The sequence below is a fragment of the Amycolatopsis sp. La24 genome (assembly GCF_029087445.1).
Taxonomy (GTDB): Bacteria; Actinomycetota; Actinomycetes; order Mycobacteriales; family Pseudonocardiaceae; genus Amycolatopsis; species Amycolatopsis nivea.
In genome coordinates this window covers 1-18,766 of record NZ_JARACH010000102.1, presented here as the reverse complement: position 1 = coordinate 18,766, position 18,766 = coordinate 1, and the positions used below count along the sequence as shown (strand labels likewise).

General features: G+C 69.4%; 16 protein-coding genes. 4 read left to right on the top strand and 12 right to left on the bottom strand.

Going from position 1 to position 18,766, the window contains the following annotated elements:
• Positions 1 to 302: 302 nt before the first annotated feature.
• From PUT80_RS44615 to PUT80_RS44585, 7 genes are all read right to left on the bottom strand, one after another.
• Positions 303 to 509 carry a hypothetical protein gene (locus PUT80_RS44615; protein ID WP_275295754.1) on the bottom strand — a complete coding sequence of 69 codons (207 nt, stop codon included), beginning with the start codon at positions 507 to 509 and terminating at the stop codon, positions 303 to 305.
• A 184-nt stretch (positions 510 to 693) separates the two neighbouring features.
• Entirely contained in the window at positions 694 to 891 is a 198-nt protein-coding gene (locus PUT80_RS44610; RefSeq protein ID WP_275295755.1) for a DUF397 domain-containing protein, read from the bottom strand.
• 13 nt (positions 892 to 904) lie between these two features.
• On the bottom strand, positions 905 to 1,804 hold the full coding sequence (locus tag PUT80_RS44605) for a helix-turn-helix transcriptional regulator (RefSeq protein WP_037809879.1): 900 nt from the start codon (positions 1,802 to 1,804) through the stop codon (positions 905 to 907).
• Positions 1,805 to 2,243: 439 nt separating this feature from the next.
• Entirely contained in the window at positions 2,244 to 3,146 is a 903-nt protein-coding gene (locus PUT80_RS44600; RefSeq protein ID WP_275295753.1) for an acyl-CoA thioesterase II, read from the bottom strand.
• A 91-nt stretch (positions 3,147 to 3,237) separates the two neighbouring features.
• Positions 3,238 to 4,662, bottom strand: coding sequence for a pyruvate kinase (gene pyk / locus PUT80_RS44595; protein WP_037809875.1), 1,425 nt, complete (start codon positions 4,660 to 4,662; stop codon positions 3,238 to 3,240).
• 157 nt (positions 4,663 to 4,819) lie between these two features.
• A complete protein-coding gene (locus tag PUT80_RS44590) occupies positions 4,820 to 5,485 on the bottom strand; it encodes a DUF2461 domain-containing protein (protein ID WP_037810119.1) in 666 nt (221 codons plus the stop codon).
• 59 nt (positions 5,486 to 5,544) lie between these two features.
• A complete protein-coding gene (locus PUT80_RS44585; RefSeq protein WP_043829138.1) occupies positions 5,545 to 6,762 on the bottom strand; it encodes a glycoside hydrolase family 18 protein in 1,218 nt (405 codons plus the stop codon).
• Between the two features lie 169 nt (positions 6,763 to 6,931).
• Between PUT80_RS44585 and PUT80_RS44580 the strand changes: the two genes are divergently transcribed.
• Together PUT80_RS44580 and PUT80_RS44575 are read left to right on the top strand one after the other, a co-directional pair.
• Positions 6,932 to 7,234, top strand: a complete 303-nt coding sequence (locus tag PUT80_RS44580) for a metalloregulator ArsR/SmtB family transcription factor (protein WP_182890918.1) — start codon at positions 6,932 to 6,934, stop codon at positions 7,232 to 7,234.
• A 10-nt stretch (positions 7,235 to 7,244) separates the two neighbouring features.
• The gene (locus PUT80_RS44575; RefSeq protein WP_275295752.1) at positions 7,245 to 8,681 is read left to right on the top strand and encodes an aromatic amino acid ammonia-lyase; all 1,437 of its coding nucleotides are present in this window, start codon (positions 7,245 to 7,247) and stop codon (positions 8,679 to 8,681) included.
• Positions 8,682 to 8,698: 17 nt separating this feature from the next.
• Here the strand turns inward: PUT80_RS44575 and PUT80_RS44570 are convergent, their stop codons facing one another.
• Positions 8,699 to 9,256, bottom strand: coding sequence for a 3'-5' exonuclease (locus PUT80_RS44570; protein WP_134668529.1), 558 nt, complete (start codon positions 9,254 to 9,256; stop codon positions 8,699 to 8,701).
• Between the two features lie 54 nt (positions 9,257 to 9,310).
• Positions 9,311 to 12,154 (bottom strand): AAA family ATPase, encoded by a 2,844-nt coding sequence (locus tag PUT80_RS44565; protein ID WP_275295751.1) that lies wholly within the window; start codon positions 12,152 to 12,154, stop codon positions 9,311 to 9,313.
• A gap of 140 nt (positions 12,155 to 12,294) precedes the next feature.
• Here PUT80_RS44565 and PUT80_RS44560 point away from each other — a divergent pair, with 140 nt between their 5' ends.
• Entirely contained in the window at positions 12,295 to 14,040 is a 1,746-nt protein-coding gene (locus PUT80_RS44560; protein ID WP_275295750.1) for a putative Ig domain-containing protein, read from the top strand.
• Positions 14,041 to 14,089: 49 nt separating this feature from the next.
• Here the strand turns inward: PUT80_RS44560 and PUT80_RS44555 are convergent, their stop codons facing one another.
• The 3 genes from PUT80_RS44555 to PUT80_RS44545 all read right to left on the bottom strand — a co-directional run bounded on the left by PUT80_RS44555 (position 14,090) and on the right by PUT80_RS44545 (position 16,919).
• Complete coding sequence (locus tag PUT80_RS44555) at positions 14,090 to 14,524, bottom strand: VOC family protein (protein ID WP_134668536.1); 435 nt, start codon at positions 14,522 to 14,524, stop codon at positions 14,090 to 14,092.
• A gap of 9 nt (positions 14,525 to 14,533) precedes the next feature.
• A complete protein-coding gene (locus tag PUT80_RS44550; RefSeq protein WP_275295749.1) occupies positions 14,534 to 15,808 on the bottom strand; it encodes a S41 family peptidase in 1,275 nt (424 codons plus the stop codon).
• A gap of 85 nt (positions 15,809 to 15,893) precedes the next feature.
• Positions 15,894 to 16,919, bottom strand: coding sequence for a 6-phosphofructokinase (locus tag PUT80_RS44545; RefSeq protein WP_043829128.1), 1,026 nt, complete (start codon positions 16,917 to 16,919; stop codon positions 15,894 to 15,896).
• A 291-nt stretch (positions 16,920 to 17,210) separates the two neighbouring features.
• On the opposite strand from PUT80_RS44545, the gene PUT80_RS44540 reads away from it, so the two are divergent.
• Positions 17,211 to 18,302, top strand: coding sequence for a 3-deoxy-7-phosphoheptulonate synthase (locus PUT80_RS44540; protein WP_275295748.1), 1,092 nt, complete (start codon positions 17,211 to 17,213; stop codon positions 18,300 to 18,302).
• Positions 18,303 to 18,766 lie beyond the last annotated feature (464 nt).

The following is an 18,766-nucleotide window of genomic DNA, read 5'->3' as shown; positions in this document are numbered from 1 at the left end:
CCGCCCCGGCAGTATGCAATGATCGCATCCAGCAGGTGCCCTCTCCCTCGGTGACAATTGCTCTGTCGCAAGAACAATCATCCCAGGCCAGAGGGCACCTGCCCGACCGGACACGACCCACAACACCCAATTCACACCGGTGGATCCAGGTCAGATTCCCTCAAGGGGACCCTCACGGACCTCTGCGGGAGGTTCGTACGGGGCGGGGGCTGGGTGCGTCCGGCGGGCGGAGCGGCCCCGGAACCCCCGTCCCGGCGCGGCCGCCCCGCCCGACCCCCTTACCGTCCCCGACACCCTGAGGCTCATGCGCTATGTCGCGCCCTGGCCTCCGGCACCGTCGCCGTGCGCCTTTCCTGGCGGGGCACCTCGACGTTCGTGATGCGGTGTGTGCGCACCCAGCGGACCACCCGGTTTCCCCGGCTCATGCGGGCCTGGCGGGCGGCGCGGCGCAGTTCGGTCATCCGGTAGTCGACCTCGGCGCGGGTGGCGTCCCAGTTGTAGTCGCTCATTTTCTTCTCCCCAGCGGGTCTCGTTGTCTGCCGAAGACCACTTTCGTGCTGAGGGGCCGTCCCGGGCATCGGGTGATCGCCTACACCGGGACGCGAAAAGACCCCTTACCCGCGGCTTCGACCGGGGAACTCCAGGTCGAACGGGGTAAGGGGTCTCAGCTGAGCGATCAGCCGGGCGAACGGGTCAAGCCTGCCCCTGGCCGCGCACCGCGTCCAGGAGCGCCTGCCAGCCGGCGGCGGGAAGCCGGAACGCCCCGCCTTCCTGGTCTTTGGAATCGCGCACCGCGGCGCCGCCTGCGACGAAGGCGACCTCGACGCAGTCGTTGCCGCCGCCGCTGTAGCTGCTCTTGCGCCACTGGGCACCGGAAAGGTCGGCCATCATGGTCCCCACATCCTCACTGTCTCGGGTCGGTGTTCCTCGGTTCCTGAACCACGGCGGCCTGTTCGGCGAACCGGCCGGCCGCGTCGGTGATCAGCGCCACCGAATCGTCCGGTTTCAGCGCTGCTGCGCGCAGGTGGTCGAACATCAGCGCGTAGCGCCGGACGTCGTCGGGCTGTTCGAGGTACAGGCCGCTGGAAGTGCTGTCGTCGACGTAGACCACGTCGGGATCGGCCTGCTCGGGGAAGCCCATGATGAGGAACGGTCCCTCCATGCCGGGGTGCGCCCCGGCGCCGAACGGCACCACCTGGACGGTCACGTTCGGCTTTTCCGCCATCGCGGTGATCCGGTACAGCTGCTCGGCCATCACCTCGGGGCTGTCGACCACGCGGTGCAGCACCGCCTCGTCGATCACCGCCCAGTACTCGACCGGCGGGTCGTCGGTCAGCAGCTGCTGGCGCGCCATCCGCGCGGCGACCCGGCGGCGGGTCTCGGACTCTTCGGCGTCCGGGCGCAGCGCGCGGATCACCGAGAACGCGTAGCGCTCGGTCTGCAGCAAACCCGGGACCAGCAGCGCCTGGAACGCGCGCAGCGAGCTCGCGTCGGCTTCGAGGCCGACGAAGGTGCCGGTGAAGACTTCGTTGTACGCGTGCCACCAGCCGCGTTTGCGTGCTTCGCGCGCCAGCTGGACGAGCGCTTCCTGCTCGTCGCCGGTGATGCCGTACAGCGCGAGCATGTCGCGTGCGTCGCGCGGGGTGACGCCGACGTGGCCGGTCTCGATGCGGCTCACTTTGGACGCCGAGCACTCCAGCTTTTCGCCGACCTCGTCGATGGTCAGATCGGCGGCTTCGCGCAGCCTCCGCAGCTCGCTCGCGAGGCGCCTGCGGCGAACAGTCGGTCCCTGGCCTCTCGCCACGGCAGCACCTCCGGTTCGTATTGTTGCCCGCACTGCATATCTAACCAGGTGATCGACTTGTCAGTGGAGTAATAACACCGGCGAATTCCCACTGTCGCGGCGGGAGCCCGCCGTCGCTGGTTCCGACCTGCTTCCGACCTGCATTGTGCAGAGTGCGCTTGTACTCTGGCATCCTGCGGGCCGAGACGCGAATCCAGCCGCGCCGACAGCCCTGAGCAGCGTAGACGACGGCCGTCCTCGGCTATTCGCGGAGACCGCGGTAAAGCGGACGACCACGGTGTCCGGGGCCGCCCCCCGACCGGTCCCGGGCACCTTCCTTTGCTTCGCGGCATTACTCAGACGGGTATTCCCGCGCAATTTCGCCACGGGAGTGTGACGGTTTCCGACGTTTTCCTCTGCAGACAGCCACTCTGAGTGGTCATCGCCGGGGCGGCCGTCCTTATCGGACCCGAAGCAGTCCTTCTTGGACGACGGTGGCGACGTGCAGGCCGTCGCGGGTGAAGAACCGTCCGGTGGCCAGCCCGCGGGCGCCCGAGGCGCTCGGCGACGTGCTGTCGTAGAGGAACCACTCGTCGGCCCGGAACGGACGGTGGAACCAGAGCGCGTGGTCGAGGCTCGCGCCGAGAACCTTGTCGACGTCCCAGTACACGCCGTGCCGCGCGAGCACCGAGTCGAGCAGGGTCATGTCCGAGGCGTAGGTGAGCACGCAGACGTGCAGCAGCTGGTTGTCGGCGAGGGTGCCGTCGGCCCGCATCCAGACCCGGTGGTGGGTCGGGCGTTCGCCGGTGGTGCGGGTGACCCACGGCGGCTCGCCGACGTAGCGGATGTCGATCGGCCGCGGGATCTCGCTGAAGCGCAGGCCGTAGCCCGCGGTCAGCTCGGGAAAGGTCGGCAGCGACTCGGGGTCGGGCACGTCCGCCGGCATCGTCTCGGCGTGGTCGATGCCCGGTTCGTCCTTCTGGAACGACGCGGACAGCGAGAAAATCGCCTTGCCGTGCTGGACGGCGACGACGCGCCGGGTGGTGAACGAGCGGCCGTCGCGGATGCGGTCCACTTCGTACACGATCGGGACGCTCGGGTCGCCGCCGCGGATGAAGTACGCGTGCAGCGAATGGACCCGCCGCTCCTCCGGAACGGTCCGGCCCGCCGCGACGAGCGCCTGCCCGGCGACCTGCCCGCCGAACACCCGCACCGACGAGTGCGCGGGCGAAACGCCGCGGTAGATGTTCTCTTCGATCTTCTCCAGGTCGAGCAGCGCGACGAGCTTGTCCAGCACGGGCTGCCCGCCGCCACCGGGGTTGGAGTCGAGTCCGGTGGCGGCCTTCCTGGCCATCTCAGTCATGCCAAAAATTTACAGCGGCGCCCAGCGCCTCCGTTGAGGGTGGCGGAGGGGAGGAAGGCGGAGCCTATGCAACAGGGTTCCGGCATGTCCCTTATGCGTGGTCGTCTTCACCGAGCCGGTGGACGTGGATCAGGTTGGTCGACCCGACGGTCCCGGGCGGGGAGCCCGCGACGATCACCACGAGGTCGCCGCGCTGGTACTTGCCCATTTCGAGCATCGCGTGGTCGACCTGCTGGATCATCTGGTCGGTGGAGTCCACGCGCGGCACGATCTGCGTCGTGGTGCCCCAGGTCAGCGCCAGCTGGCTGCGGACGCTCTGCTCCGGCGTGAACGCCATCAGCGGCAGCCGCGTGTGCAGCCGCGCGAGGCGGCGCACGGTGTCTCCGGACTGGGTGAACGCGACCAGCGCCTTGGCGTTGAGCCGCTCGCCGATGTCGCGGGCGGCGTAGGAGATCACGCCCCGCTTGGTGCGCGGCACGTGCGACAGCGGCGGCACGACCGGCGAATCCGTCTCGACGGCCTCGACGATCCGGCCCATCGTCTGGACCGTCTCGATCGGGTACCGGCCGACGCTCGTCTCGCCGGACAGCATCACCGCGTCCGCGCCGTCGAGGACCGCGTTCGCGACGTCGGACGCCTCGGCGCGGGTCGGGCGGGAGTTGCTGATCATCGACTCCAGCATCTGGGTGGCGACGATGACCGGCTTCGCGTTCTCGCGGCAGATCTGGATGGCGCGCTTCTGCACCAGCGGGACCTGCTCGAGCGGCAGCTCGACGCCGAGGTCGCCGCGGGCGACCATCACCGCGTCGAAGGCCAGCACGATGGCCTCGAGGTTGTAGACCGCCTCGGGCTTCTCGATCTTCGCGACGACCGGCAGCCTGCCCTTGCCGACGCGGTCCATCACCTGGTGCACGAGGTCGATGTCGGCGGGCGAGCGCACGAAGGACAGCGCGATGAAGTCGACGCCCAGGTGCAGCGCGAACTCCAGGTCCTCGATGTCCTTGTCGGACAGCGCAGGCACCGAGACGTCCATCCCGGGCAGCGACACGCCCTTGTTGTTGCTGACCGGACCGCCCTCGGTCACCTCGCACACGACGTCCGGGCCCTCGACGTCCTTGACCACCAGGCCGACCTTGCCGTCGTCGACCAGCAGCCGGTCGCCCGGCTTGGCGTCCTTGGCGAGGCCCTTGTAGGTGGTCGAGACCCGGTCGTGGGTGCCCGCGACGTCCTCGACGGTGATCCGGACGACGTCGCCGGTGTGCCATTCCGCCGATCCGCTGGCGAACGTGCCCAGCCGGATCTTCGGTCCCTGCAGGTCGGCGAGAATCCCCACCGCCCGGCCGGTTTCGGCGGCCGCGGACCGGACCAGGTCGTAGACCTGCTTGTGGTCGCTGTGGCTGCCGTGGCTGAAGTTCATCCTCGCGACGTCCATCCCGGCGTCGACGAGTGCCCGCATCTTCTCCGGGGTGGAGGTCGCGGGACCCAATGTACAAACGATCTTCGCGCGTCGGCTCACGTCCGGAGAGCCTAGTCGCTCGGGCCGCTCGCGTCTGTACCGATCCCGAAACTCCGGCCGGAGAACGCGGGAAGGATTCAGTTCCGGGCACCGGCGTGCGCTGGGCGGCCGCGCCGCACGGGGCCGCGCGGAATCACCCGAACGGGGGAGGCTGGGTTCAGCGCCGCGGTTTCTCGCTCGGACCCACGTGGTCGCGGGCCCATTCGTTGAACTTCCGCAGCTGGCGCCACGATTTCCGCACTCGGTCGAGCGCCTCGCGCTCGTGCAGGAAGTCGTCCGGCTCCCAGGCGCGGACGGCGTACACCGAGCGGTGCCGCAGCAGGTCGAGGCGCGGGTGGTCCTCGGCGAACCCGCGCGGTTTGGACTTCAGCCGGTCACCGAGAATTTCCCAGCCCGCCTTCCGCAGGCTCGCCAGGATCTTCTCCAGCGCGGGCCCGTGCAGTTCGGTGTCGACCGCGGTGCGGTACCGGGCCAGCTGGTCCGAGGCCAGGTGGAAGCAGCCGCCGCCGACGCGCAGCCCGGCCGGGCCCACCTCGACGTAATACGCTCCCCCGCCGCGGCCGGCCTCGATCACGCCGCCGCAGTGCGTCTTGTACGGCGTCTTGTCCTTGGCGAACCGGACGTCGCGATAGGGCCGGAACACCTTCGCCTCGCCGAAGCCCGCGCCGAACTCCGGCTCCAGCTCCGCCAGCAGCGCCTCCATCGGAGCCCGGACGTGCTCCTTGTAGAGCGCCACGTGGTCGTCCCAGTAGGCCTTGGTGTTGTCCGCGAGCAGCCCGTCGTAGAACTCGACGGCGTGCTCCCCGAATCCGCTGAACTTCACCCGCAGCACGATAAACCGGGGCACCGACAGAATCGGCGCCCCGGCTGCATCGAACGGGGTTACTTGGCGAGCGCCGTGATCAGCTCGCCGTTCGAGGTGTCGCCGGACAGCTCCCAGAAGAAGGTGCCGCCGAGGCCCTGGGACCTCGCGTAGGAGGTCTTGCCCGCGATGGTCGACGGGGTGTCGTAGCTCCACCAGTTCGAACCGCACTTGGCGTACGCGGTGCCCGCGACGGTTCCGGTCGCCGGGCAGCTCGTCTTGAGGATCTTGTAGTCCTCGATGCCCTGCTCGTACTTGCCAGGGGCCGGTCCGGTCGCGGTGCCGCCCGGCGCGCTCTGCGTGACGCCGGTCCAGCCGCGGCCGTAGAAACCGATGCCCAGCAACAGCTTCGAGGCCGGGACGCCCTTGCTCTTGAGCTTCTGGATAGCCGCGTCCGAGTAGAAGCCCTGCGTCGGCAGGCCGTTGTACGACGTCAGCGGCGAGTGCGGCGCGGTCGGGCCTTGCGCGGCCCAGCCGCCGAAGAAGTCGTACGTCATCACGTTGTACCAGTCGACGTACTGCGCGGCACCCGCGTAATCGGTGACGTCGAGTTTGCCGCCGTTGCTGCCGTCGGCGGTGATCGCGGCCGTGACGAGCTTCGACGAGCCGAACTTCGCCCGTACCGCGGCGAGCAGCTTCTTCAACGCGTCGGGACCGCTCGTGTCACAGGTGAGACCGCACGCGTTCGGGTACTCCCAGTCGAGGTCGATGCCGTCGAACAGCCCGGCCCAGCGCTGGTCGTTGACCAGGTTGTAGCAGGAATTCGCGAAGGCTTCCGGGTTCTTCGCGGCCTGGCCGAAGCCGCCGGACCAGGTCCAGCCGCCGAACGACCAGATGATCTTCAGCCCGGGGTGCTTGGCCTTCAGCTTCTTGAGCTGGTTGAAACTGCCCGCGAGCGGCTGGTCCCAGGTGTCGGCGACGCCGTCGACGCTGCCCGCCGCGTCGTAGGTCTTCTGGTAGTCGGCCCACGCGTCGCCGATCGCGCAGCCGCCGTTCGTGACGTTGCCGAAGGCGAAGTTGATGTGCGTGAGCTTGTTCGCCGAGCCGGACGTCTCGATGTTCTTCACGTGGTAGTTGCGGTCGTAGATGCCCCAGTCGGTGAAGTAGCCGACGACCTTGCCGGACGCGGCCTCGGTTCTCGCGGGGGCGGCGGCCGAGGCGGCGGGGACGAGCGCGGCCGCGGCGGCGAACGCCGCGGTCGCCAAGGCCAGCAGGCGGGTTCTGCGCAAGCGAAGCATCGTTGCTCCCTTCAGGAGTCACCGTCGGTGACGAGGCAGTGACGGCGGGGACAAATGCACCGTAAGTGGACTAGACCACCAGGTCAATGGTTTAGACCATAAAACGGACATTCGGCGGTACGCGCATTCCTTGACAGGCATATGCGCCGCGAGGCAGATTTCCGGGGTGATGCAGACCTTCGACGTGCTGGCCGAACCCCGCCGCCGCGCGCTGCTCGACCTGCTGCTCGAGGGCGAGCGGTCGGTCGGCGAACTGGTGGCCGAACTGCGGCTCAGCCAGCCCGCCGTGTCCAAGCACCTGCGCGTCCTGCGCGAGGCGGGGCTGGTGACCGTGCGGGTGTCCGCACAGCGCCGCTGCTACCGGCTGCGTGCCGAGCCGCTGGCCGAAGTGGACGCGTGGCTCGCGCCGTACCGGCAGTTCTGGGCCGACCGGCTCGACGCGCTCGAACAGCGGCTGGACGAAACCGAGTGAGGAGCACGCCGTGATCCGAGTGGACGGCCGGACCCTGCGGTGCGCCGACGTGGTCACGGCGGCGCACACCGAGGGCCCGCTGGCGATCGACGTGTCCATCGCCGCGCTGCGCGCCGCCGAGCACTCGTGGAAGCTGGCCGAGGAGCTGAGCACCCGGCGGGTGGTCTACGGCCGCACCACCGGCGTCGGCGCGAACAAGGACGACGCGGTGGACGAGCCCGCCGAACACGGCCTTCGCCTGCTGCGCAGCCACGCCGGCGGCAGCGGCGAACTGCTGCCCGACGGCCAGATCCGCGCGATGCTGCTGATCCGGCTCAACCAATTGCTGGCCGGACGCTCCGGAATCAGCCCCGAGCTGATCGGCGCGCTCGCCGAAGCCGTTCGCACCGGTGCCTTGCCCGTCGTGCACCGCTTGGGCGCCATCGGCACCGGCGACCTTGCTCCCCTCGCGGAGACCGCGCTCGCGTTGGCAGGGGAACGCGAGTGGGCGATCGGCACGGTGCCACCCGTTCCAGTGCACGCGGGCGACGCGTTGGCGTTCATGAGCAGCAACGCCGCGACGCTCGCCGAAGCGACCCTCGCCGCGATGAGCCTGGACACTCTTACCCGCGCAAGCCACGCCGTCGCCGCGCTCACGTACGTGGCTCTCGACGGCAACCCCGAGGCGTACGCGACGCCTGTGCACGAAGCGCGTCCGCACGCCGGACAGGTGGCGTGCGCGGCCGAGATGCGTCGGCTGTTGGGCATGCACGGCACGCCTAAGCCGGGTCGGCGGCTCCAGGATCCCTTTGGGCTGCGCGCTTTTCCACAGGTACAGGGTCCGGCACTGGACGCGATTCATTATCTGCGTGACGTGCTCGCCGTGGAGATCAATGCCAGCACGGAAAATCCGATGATCTCCACCGTGCACGGCGATGCGTACCACCACGCGCACTTCCACACCGCGTACGTCTCGACTGCGCTCGACCAAGCCCGCGCGACGGTGCATCAGGTCGCGGAGCTGTCCGTGGCCCGGTTGGGAGACTTGGTGGAACCGGAGTTCACCGGGCTGCGGCCGTTCCTCGCGGTCGGTCCGCCGGGGAGTTCCGGGGTGATGATCCTGGAGTACGTGGCGCACGACGCGCTGACCGAACTGCGGCAGGCGGCGTTGCCCGCGACGCTCGGGACCGCCGTGGTGTCACGCGGGATCGAGGACCACGCGAGCTTCTCGACCCAGGCCGCACGCGCGGCCACTGCGGCTGCTGGGGCTTATCGGCAGGTGCTGGCGTGCGAACTGGTCGCGGCGGTGCGGGCGTTGCGGATTCGGAAGGCCGAACTGGTGGACCTCCCGGTGCGGGCAGCGTACGCGGCCGCGGTGGAGGTGTTGGACGAGCGGTTGGAGGATCGGCCGTTGACTGACGACATCGCCAAGGCAGCCGGAGTTCTGGACGAACTGGCGCGGATCTGAACCCCGGCGATACGGATTCAGCCGCGGGGCCACGCTCCGCGCTTCGCGATCTCCAGCACCAGCGCGGCGATGTTCCACGCGTCGTCGTCGCCGCGATGGTGGCGGCCTTCGAGCGGGAGGCCCGCGACGGCAAGCGCTTGCGCCATTCCGGGGCGGCGACGCAGACCGCAGGCCGCGGTGAACGCGACCTTCGCGTTGGTGTGCTGTCCGGTGAACGGGTACTCGGTGCCGGTGTGGCGGCATTGCCGAGCGAATTGGTTGCGGTCGTAGTCTCCCCAGCTGGCCCACGGCAACTCCGCCGTGCGATGCCGCACCGCCAGCGTCCGGCAGGCCTCCTGGAACGACAAGCCGCCGTCCACTTCGGACTGGGTCAACCCGGTCAGCTCCGTGCAGAACGGGCTCACTTCCGACCGGGCCGGACGGACCAGTATCCGGTGCTTGGCCACCCGCTCGCCCGCGCGCAGATCGACGACCGTCAATCCGATCTCGATGATCTCGCTGGCCTGGCCGGGCGGCGGCTGTTTCTCCCAGCAGGTCGCTTCGACGTCGACCACGTTCAGGAGGTCCGCTTCCATGCCAGCGAGTGTAGAAACCGAAGGCAGCCGAGGCACTCGAGTTTCCGCGCAGACTCAGTCCTCCGCTAAAGCGTCCCGCCGCAAAGCCGTGAACAATTCCTCCGCCCGCCCCCGATCCCGGGCCGCGGCAACGCAATCGCCACGGCTGTCCGACAGAGCAGCATGCGCCGCACTCACCCGTGCGTGCAGGTAAGGCGAACCCACCCGCTCAGCCAGCGCACCCGCCTCCTCCAAACTCTCCCCCGCCGCCGAAAAGTCCCCGCGCCGAAGAAAAGCCAGCCCCTGCACCCGAAACGCGTCCGTGCGGGCGAGGATGTGCTCGATGTGCTCAGTGCAGGCAACAGCCTCCGCAACAGTCTCCCCAGCCGCAACCGGGTCCCCGGCCGCCAGTTGTGCTTCGGCGAGGAACGGCAATGCGTCGGTCATCTGCCAGCTCCGTTCCCCTTGCAGCGCAAGCAAAGGCAGCAACCGGCGCACCCCTCGCTCAGGACGGCCCGCGCGGACATCGTTCTCCGCCAGCTGTGCGGACGCGTTGCAGATGATGTCCGCATTGTCGCTCTCTTCGCCCAGGCGGATCACTTGAGTCAGGTCGTCGGCCGCCACGTCGTAGCGGCCGCAGGCTGACCACAATGCGCCTCGGCCAATGAGGGCCATCGCGCCGCACATCGGCGAGCGGCCGTGTCCCGCCAGTTCCAGTGCCTGGCTGAACCGGCGCAGTGCGGCGCCCCAGCGGCCGACGTAGACCGCGCTCGCGCCGACGTTGCAGACGGCCCGGCTGAGCAGCTCCCGGTCGCCCAGTTCTTCGGCCAGCCGGAGGATTCGCTCGAACTGCCGGTCGGCCCGGGTCAGTTCGCCGCGGTAGTGGTGCAACACGGCGACCCCGGTCAGCGCGCGGACGACGATGTCCCGGTCGCCGCACAGTTCCGCGGTAGCCGCGGCGGTGTGCAGATCGGCCAGTGCTTCCTCGTTGCGGCCGAGCAGGCGCAGCGCGAGTCCGCGGCGCAGGTGGCCGCCCGCTAGACCATGCTCGTCCCCCACCGACTCCGCCGCGACGATCGCGGCCGTGGAGACCTCGACGGATTCCCGGTAGCGCGTGCTCTGGTAGAGGTTCGCGGCGCGAGCCAGCCGCAGCCGCACGGACGACCCGCCGGGACGGTCCTCGGTCAGGGTCGGCGCGATCCGGGCCAAACCTTCGCGCGGAGTGCCGCGTTGGTAGTGCAAATACCCGATCCTCGCGATCACGAGGCGTTGCCGTTCTTCGTCGCCTTCCTTGCGGTACACCAAAAGCGCGCGTTCGGCGGCGGCGAGCGCGGCGTCGTACCGACCGGCTGCGGCGAGTGCGTCCGCCCAGGCTTCGGCGGCTTCGGCGACGGCGGCCTGGGAACCGGTGCGGTCCAGCAGATCGACCAACGCACCCAGATGCTGGGCGGCCGTGTCGTGCGCGGCTTGCCTGCTGGCTTTTTCCGCGGCGTGCCTTAAGGTCTGCGCGGCGCGTTCGGTGTCCTGTGCGTGCGTGTAGTGGTAGGCCGCCGCCGCGCCGCCCAATGCCTCGGCGAGTCTGCGGTGCAGTGCGTGCCGACGGCTTGGCGGCAAGTCTCCGTTCACTACCTCGGCGACCAGTTCGTGGGTCAGCCGGACGCCCTCGGCGTTCTCGTCCAGCAGCCGTGCGGTGTGCGCGGGAGCGAGCACTTCGGACAATTCGGCCGGATCGAGCCCGGCAGCCGCGGCCAGGACGTCCGGGTCCATCCGTTGCTGCCCCACCGCCAGCAGGGTGAGCACTTCGACCGTCCGTTCGGGCAGCGAACCGACCTGCCGCCGCACCGCGTGGGCGAGTCCCCACGGCAGTTCCGCGGGCGGTTTGCCGGATCTGCCCAGTACGTGTCCCAGTTGGACCAGGAACAACGGGAGTCCGCCTGCCAAGCGGAGCACGCGGTCGCGGGCGGATTGCCCGACCTCGGTTCCGGCGCTGTGGTGCAACAGCATCGTCGCGTCCTCGTCCGCCAGCGGGGCGAGCGAATGCTGGGTCACCAAGCCCTTCCGGTACAAATCGAGCAGCGTGTCGGCCAACGGCTCGGCCGCGGCGATTTCGGTGTCGCGGTAGGCGGCGAGAAAGCGGACTCGATCCGGCCGGACGTCCTGGACGAGCGAAGCCAGCAGCGCCAGCCCGTCCGGACCGGCCCATTGCAGGTCGTCCAGGATCACGAACACGCCGCGGCGTCGCGCCAGCGTGTCGAGAAACCGCGCCGCTTCGGCGAACATCTGCCAGCGGGCCGGAGCCGGTTCGGCCGTGCGTTGTTCGGGAAGCAGGAACGCCAGGCCCGGTCCGGCGGGATGCTCGGAAACGTGCCGCGCGAACGCTTCGGAGAGCGGCGCGTACGGCTCTCCGCCATAACGCGAGCACGCCGTCGAGAGCACCACCGTTCCCCGCGCCTCGGCCAGCGTCGCGGCTTCGGCGAGCAGCCGGGTCTTGCCGATTCCGGTTTGTCCCGCGAAGACCAGAAACGGCCTTCCTGTCCCGGAAATGTGCTTGTCCAGCAAGGCGTGTTCCTCGGTGCGGCCGATGAGGTCCGGCGCCGGACGACGCGGCGGGACCGGGTGGTCCGGCGGCTGTTGCCTGCCGCGCCGGGCGGCCGCGAGCAGTTCGGCCCGGCTGTCCTCGGGCAGCGCGAGACCGTCGGCGAGGAGCTGCACGGTGACTCGCCGCGGATGCCGTTGCCCGCGTTCGAGATTCCCCACGCCGCGTGTGCTCAGCCCGCAGCGCTGCGCCAGTTGTTCCTGCGTCAGCCCGGCCGCCCGGCGCAACCGGACCAGCGTCCGGTCGAACGTTTCCGCAGCGCCGTCCGGCATGTCCCGCACCTCCTGCCGCTCCATCGTCGCTCGCGCCGGGGCGCGGGACATCCTCCGAAGGTCGGGTTCCTCCTCCCGGCACAACAGCCGGTTGTGCCGGTTGTTCCTGGTTCCGCACCGCCCCGGTGAAATCCAATGGCGGCACCGCTTTTCGCCCGTCTTCCGGGCAGCGGCGTACGAGGAAGGACGCGATGATGCGTGCAGGAATGACCTTGAGACGGCTGGCCGCCGCCGGTGCCGCGCTCGCTCTCGGAGCGGGGGTGGCGGCGCTGTCGGCCCCGGCCGCGGACGCCGGACCCCAGCTGAGCCCGGCGTCGTGTGCCAACGCGCCCGCCGGCTACGCGAAATGCCAGGCCGTGCAACTGGTTTCGTCGGGAGCCCGCCCGGCCAGCGCGATGAGCCCGGCCGACCTGCAGAAGGCCTACGGCGTCGCCGGGATGAAGAGCGGCGGGACCACCGTCGCGATCGTCGACGCCTTCGACGACCCCGGCATCGAGAAGGACCTGAACGACTACCGCTCGCACTGGAACCTGGGCTCCTGCACCAAGGCGAACGGCTGCCTCACCGTGGTCGGCCAGGACGGCACGAGCACGCTTCCGTCCAAGACCGACTCGGGCTGGGCGACTGAGATGGCCATCGACGTCGACGCGGTCAGCGCGCTCTGCCCGGACTGCAAGATCCTGCTGGTGGAAGGCAACAGCAACGAGGACAGCGACCTCGGGGCGGCCGTCGACAGCGCGGTCCGGCTCGGCGCGAAGATCGTGTCGAACAGCTACGCCGACCACGAGAGCGCGATCCCCTCGGACGCCGAGCAGCACTACAACCACCCGGGCGTCGCGATCCTCGGCGCCACTGGCGACTGGGGCAGCGAAAGCGGTTCCCAGGCGGAATACCCGGCCACGTCGCCCGAGGTCGTCGCGGTCGGCGGCACCACGCTGACCGCGTCCGGCAGCGGCTACTCCGAAACCGCCTGGAGCAAGGCGGGCAGCGGCTGTTCGAGCAAGTTCAGCAAGCCCGCGTTCCAGAACGGGATCAGCACCGCGTGCGACAATCGAGCCACTTCGGACATTTCGGCGGACGCGGATCCCAACAGCGGCATCACGATCTACGTCAACGGCCAGCAGTCGCAGTACGGCGGCACCAGCCTCGCCACCCCGATCGTCGCCGGCATCTGGGCACTCGCCGGCGCGCCGAAGGACGGCGACAACGCCGCGACCTACCCGTACGCGCACACCGGCGACTTCAACGACGTCACCTCGGGCAGCAACGGCAGCTGCGGCACGGTGATCTGCGACGCCGGCACCGGCTGGGACGGCCCGACCGGCCTCGGCACCCCGCACGGCGTCACCGGCCTGACCCCCGGCGGCGGCACCAACGGCAAACTGAGCGTCAGCAACCCGGGCAACCAGAACAGCGTGGTGGGCAAGGCGGTTTCGCTGAAGGTCACGGCGTCGGGCGGCACCTCGCCCTACACCTACTCGGCCGACGGCCTCCCCGCCGGGCTGGCCATCGACGGCAAGACCGGCTCCATCACCGGCACGCCGAGCGCCGCGGGCACCAGCAACGTCACCGTGACTGCCACCGACTCCGCCGGGGCGACCGCGCAGGCTCCGTTCACCTGGACCGTCACGACGGCTCCGGTGGGCAAGCTGACCGCGAAGTTCACCACCGACTACGACTACGGGTTCGGCGCCTTCGCGCACTTCACGATCACCAACGGCGGTTCGTCGGCGTCTAACGGCTGGACGCTGTCGTTCGACCTGGCTTCGAACGAGTCGCTGTCGAACACGAACCCGGGCACCGCGTCCAGCTCGACCGGGCACGTCGTGATCACCGGACAGGACAGCATCCCGGCGGGCGGCAGCCTCACCGTGTCGCAGATCTACCAGGTGTCGGGCGGCTCGTTCACCGCTCCGGCCAACGTTTCCGTTTCCTGACCCGGCAGCCGCCGTGCCGTCGCCTCGGGCGCGGCACGGCGGTTTTCCGTCAGTCCAGGCAGAACTCGTTGCCCTCGACGTCCTGCATCGGGATGCAGGACTCGTTCACGCCGTCCGCCTCCAGCACCTGCACGATGGACGCGCCCAGCGCGACCAGCCGGTCGGCCTCGGCTTTCAGCGCCGCCAGCCGTTCCTCGCCCACCAGACCGGTGCCGGCGCGCACGTCGAGGTGCACCCGGTTCTTCACCACGCGGCCTTCGGGCACGCGCTGGAAGAACAGCCGCGGGCCGACGCCGTTCGGATCGACGCAGGCGAACGCCGAGCCCTGATGCTCGGCCGGCAGCGAACGGTCGAACTCCGCCCAGTCGGCGAACCCTTCCGGCGGTGGCGGCACGACGTAGCCCAGCACCTCGCACCAGAAGCGGGCGACGCGCTCGGGCTCCGCGCAATCGAAAGTGACCTGGACCTGCTTGACCGACCCCATGCGCTCACCTTACCGGCGGGCCGCGGCCAGCGCCGGATCCCGTCCGGCGGCGAGATCGTCCGGGGCGAAGACCGGGACCTGCAGGTCCGGGCTGATACCGGTGCCGTCGTAGGTGCGGCCGTGCGGGTCGAGGTACTCCTCGTTCGGCAACGCCACCTTCCAGCCCGGCTTAGGCAGCGTCCGCTCCAGCAGGTCCGAGAAGGCGCCCTGAGTGGACTGTCCGATCAGGACCGGTCGAGGATGCCGGTTCAGCAGCGCTTGCAGGAAGGTCTCTCCCGCTGAGACGTCCAGGCTGCCAGTCAGGACCGTGAGCGGGCCGGTGTAACGCGGTGCCGCGGCTGGCTGCACGAAGAACGGTTGCGGGACAGTGAATCGCGTTGGATCGTCCGGGTCGTTGCGGGCACGTTTGGCGTAGGCGAAGTGCGGGACATCGGTCAGCCGGGCGGCGACTTGCAAGCCGAGCGGGTCGTCCCCGCCGCCGTTGACGCGCAGGTCGAGGATCAGGCCGCGCAGCTTGTGCACCCGGTCGGCGGTGAAGATTTCGTCCAGCGCTTTCGCCAGGACCTTGCTGCTGGCGGCGAAATTGTCGGCGTAATCGTGGAATCCGCTGATCCGCAGGTATCCGCGGCCCTCCGGCAGATCGGCGTAGGCGATGGCTCCGTCGGCCCACTGCTGAATCGGCGCGCCGAGATTCGCGTCGGCTACGGCGATCGCGCGCGGGACGGTCGTTTTCAGATCGGGAGTGCCAGGTCGCGGAAAAGAGCAGTGCTGGCCTGCGGCGAGCAGACCGACATGAGCGTCGTGCAGCGGACGGATCAGTCCACAAAGGACGTCGAAGAGCCGCTCCGGATGCGCGGCGATCTCGCGGCGGGCAGCGTCCCCTTCGGACTTCCAGTCGACGCCTTTCGCCCGGAAGAAGGGATAATTCTCGGCGAAGGTGTGCCAGAAGACGTCGAACAGGTCCGCGGACGAAGCCTGGCACGCGGGCGGCAACCCGCCCGGGACACGACGCAACGACCGCGTGCCGAGGTTGTCGTCGAAGCTCATCCGGCCCGTCCGGATGGTGACGACCGAGCCTTCGTTCGTGGAAAACGTTGTGCCGTCGCCAGTTCCGGAAAGAGTGCCGGGCAAGCAACTGACCTCGGTGACGTCGTAAGTGGTCAGTTTGCCGCCGGACACGTGGACCAACTGCCCGTACCCGTCGGTCCGCCAGACACCGTCCACAGTGGAAGGAGGGGCCGCGGCCACCGAGAGAATCGCCAAGCCCGCCAGGAAGATTCGCACGAGCCGAGGGTAGAAAAAGCCGGGGGCGCACGGAATACCGCGCGCCCCCGGCACTGTGGTGGGGTTGCCCCTACCACGGGAGAACTCAGCCGAAGAAGACTTCGGCTTCCTGGTACCGCTCCAGCGGAACGGTCTTCAGCTCGGCCGTCGCCTCGGACAGCTTCACGCGCACGATGTCGGTGCCCTTGAGCGCCACCATCACGCCGAAGTCGCCGTCGGCGACCGCGTCCACCGCTTGCAGGCCGAAGCGCGTCGCGAGGACCCGGTCGTAGGCGGTCGGGGTGCCGCCGCGCTGGACGTGGCCGAGCACGACCGCGCGCGATTCCTTGCCGGTGCGCTCGGAGATCTCGTCGGCCAGCCAGTTGCCGATGCCGCCGAGCCGGACGTGCCCGAAGGCGTCCTTCTCGCCGGTCAGCAGCTTCTCCTCGCCGCCCTCGGGCAGCGCGCCCTCGGCCACGACGATGATCGGCGCGTACTCCTTCTCGAAGCGCTGCTCGACCCACTGCACGACCTGGTCGACGGAGAACTGCCGCTCCGGCACCAGGATCACGCTCGCGCCGCCGGCGAGGCCGGAGTGCAGCGCGATCCAGCCCGCGTGCCGCCCCATGACCTCGATGACGAGCGCCCGGTGGTGCGATTCGGCCGTGGTGTGCAGCCGGTCGATCGCCTCGGTGGCGATGGAGACCGCGGTGTCGAAGCCGAACGTGTAGTCGGTGGCCCCGAGGTCGTTGTCGATCGTCTTGGGCACGCCGACGACGCCGATGCCGTCGTCGGTCAGCCGCTTGGCGACGCCGAGGGTGTCCTCGCCGCCGATCGCGATCAGCGCGTCGACCTCCTGGTCGGCGAGCACCTTGCGGATCTGGTCGACGCCGCCGTCGACCTTGTACGGGTTCGTCCGCGACGACCGCAGGATGGTGCCCCCGCGGGTGAGGATGTCCTCGACGTCGGCGAGGCCGAGCGGCCGGCTGTCGCCGGTCAGCGGGCCCTGCCAGCCGTTGCGGAAGCCGACGAACTCCCAGCCGTGCACTTCGACGCCCTTGCGGACCACCGCGCGGATCACCGCGTTCAGGCCGGGGCAGTCGCCGCCCCCCGTCAGCACACCGACACGCATCTGTTGCCTCCGTCTTTCCTCGCAGGGAGAGTGCAGTCACAGTCCGCGGACAGCGTAGCGGCTTTCATCTGGATCGGTGCAGGGCGGACCACCTGCCCAATCCGGTCCGGGCCGGGGCCGCTCGGAGGTGTGTTACGGTGGCGGCGTGCAGCGCTATTTCTGGTTTACGAAGCCGGCCCCGGGTGGGCACGGCGGCGTGAACCTGCGCTGACCTCCACCCCGAGCCGGATCTCGAACCGGCTCGGCGAATCCCCCGCGGGTCGGTGTCCACCAGGAAGGAACCACCCGCTCATGAACACCCGCCTCGTCGCCGCCCCCGCCGACGCGAGCACGCTGGACAACCGCCGCACCACGTCGGTCAGTCCCCTCATCTCGCCCGCGCTGTTGCGCGAAGACCATCCCGTAGACGCCGCGGTCGCGAAAGTCGTGGAAAACGGCCGCACGGAAACCGTCGACATCCTCGACGGCCGCGACGACCGTCTCGCCGTGATCGTCGGCCCGTGCTCGGTCCACGACCCCGAAGCCGCCCTCGACTACGCCCGCCGCCTGGCCGCCAAGGCGGAGACGCTGCGCGAAGACCTGCACATCGTGATGCGGGTGTACTTCGAAAAGCCGCGCACGACGCTGGGCTGGAAGGGCCTGATCAACGACCCGGACCTGGACGGGACCTTCGCCGTCAACAAGGGCCTGCGCCTGGCCAGGAAACTCCTGCTGGACGTCTCCGGACTGGGCCTCCCGGTCGGCTGCGAATTCCTCGACCCGATCACCCCGCAGTTCATCGCCGACATCGTCACCTGGGGCTCGATCGGCGCCCGCACCGCGGCGAGCCAGGTCCACCGGCAACTGTGCAGCGCCCTGTCCATGCCGGTCGGCATCAAGAACTCGACGGAAGGCGACATCCAGGTAGCCGTGGACGCGACCCGCGCCGCCGCCGCCTCGCACGTCTTCCCCGGCATCAACGTGGACGGCCTGGCCGCCCTGGTGACGACCTCCGGAAACCCGGACTGCCACGTCATCCTGCGCGGCAGCTCCGCGGGCCCGAACCACGACCCGGCCTCAGTCGAGGAAACCCTGGCCCGCCTGGCGAAATCCGGACTCCCGGAACGCCTGGTGATCGACGCGAGCCACGGCAACAGCAACAAGGACCACGTCCGCCAGGCGGAAGTAGTCCGCGACCTGGCCGCCCGAATCTCCTCGGGCGAACGCGGCATCGCAGGCCTGATGCTGGAAAGCAACCTGGCCGCCGGCCGCCAAGACCTGGTGCTGGGCCACTCGGCGGACCTGACCTACGGCCAGTCGATCACCGACGCCTGCATGGACTGGGACACGACAGCAGACCTGCTGGACACCCTGGCCACCGCAGTCCGCACCCGCCGCGGCTGACAGCACGCTCCCGCTCCGCTGGCCGTGAGGGGAACCCTCACGAACCCTGATTCCCCCAGGGTTCCCCTCACGACCACCGAAGTACGTGAGGGCCCCCTTCACGGACCTAGATTCCCTCAAGGAGCCCTTCACGGACCTCAACGCACCCAATGTGGCATTCGGTGCGTCACATGCACCCAATGCGGCATTCGGTGCATCTAACGCACCCAATGCCACATTGGGGCGCTAGCCCCAACCCCACCCAACCCGCAGCCGATACACCCAACGATCAGCGCACCCAACCCTCAACAGCAGCCGATGCACCCAACCATCGAAGCACCCAGCCCCACCCGCAGCCGATGCACCCAACCATCGAGGCACCCAGCCCTCCCCCAACCCCGATACGAAGCTCCCCTGCGGTTCGGGGGTGCTTGTCAAGGCATCTTTCCCGCCTTGACAAGCACCCCCGAACCGTCAGCACAATC

What these genes read in the sequence shown, in the direction of transcription:
- PUT80_RS44615 (WP_275295754.1), bottom strand. Translation starts at nt 509, where the DNA reads ATGAGCGACTACAACTGGGACGCCACCCGCGCCGAGGTCGACTACCGG.
- PUT80_RS44610 (WP_275295755.1), bottom strand. Translation starts at nt 891, where the DNA reads ATGATGGCCGACCTTTCCGGTGCCCAGTGGCGCAAGAGCAGCTACAGC.
- PUT80_RS44600 (WP_275295753.1), bottom strand. Translation starts at nt 3,146, where the DNA reads ATGACTGAGATGGCCAGGAAGGCCGCCACCGGACTCGACTCCAACCCC.
- PUT80_RS44585 (WP_043829138.1), bottom strand. Translation starts at nt 6,762, where the DNA reads ATGCTTCGCTTGCGCAGAACCCGCCTGCTGGCCTTGGCGACCGCGGCG.
- PUT80_RS44580 (WP_182890918.1), top strand. Translation starts at nt 6,932, where the DNA reads ATGCAGACCTTCGACGTGCTGGCCGAACCCCGCCGCCGCGCGCTGCTC.
- PUT80_RS44570 (WP_134668529.1), bottom strand. Translation starts at nt 9,256, where the DNA reads ATGGAAGCGGACCTCCTGAACGTGGTCGACGTCGAAGCGACCTGCTGG.
- PUT80_RS44565 (WP_275295751.1), bottom strand. Translation starts at nt 12,154, where the DNA reads ATGTCCCGCGCCCCGGCGCGAGCGACGATGGAGCGGCAGGAGGTGCGG.
- PUT80_RS44560 (WP_275295750.1), top strand. Translation starts at nt 12,295, where the DNA reads ATGATGCGTGCAGGAATGACCTTGAGACGGCTGGCCGCCGCCGGTGCC.
- PUT80_RS44555 (WP_134668536.1), bottom strand. Translation starts at nt 14,524, where the DNA reads ATGGGGTCGGTCAAGCAGGTCCAGGTCACTTTCGATTGCGCGGAGCCC.
- PUT80_RS44545 (WP_043829128.1), bottom strand. Translation starts at nt 16,919, where the DNA reads ATGCGTGTCGGTGTGCTGACGGGGGGCGGCGACTGCCCCGGCCTGAAC.
- PUT80_RS44540 (WP_275295748.1), top strand. Translation starts at nt 17,211, where the DNA reads ATGAACACCCGCCTCGTCGCCGCCCCCGCCGACGCGAGCACGCTGGAC.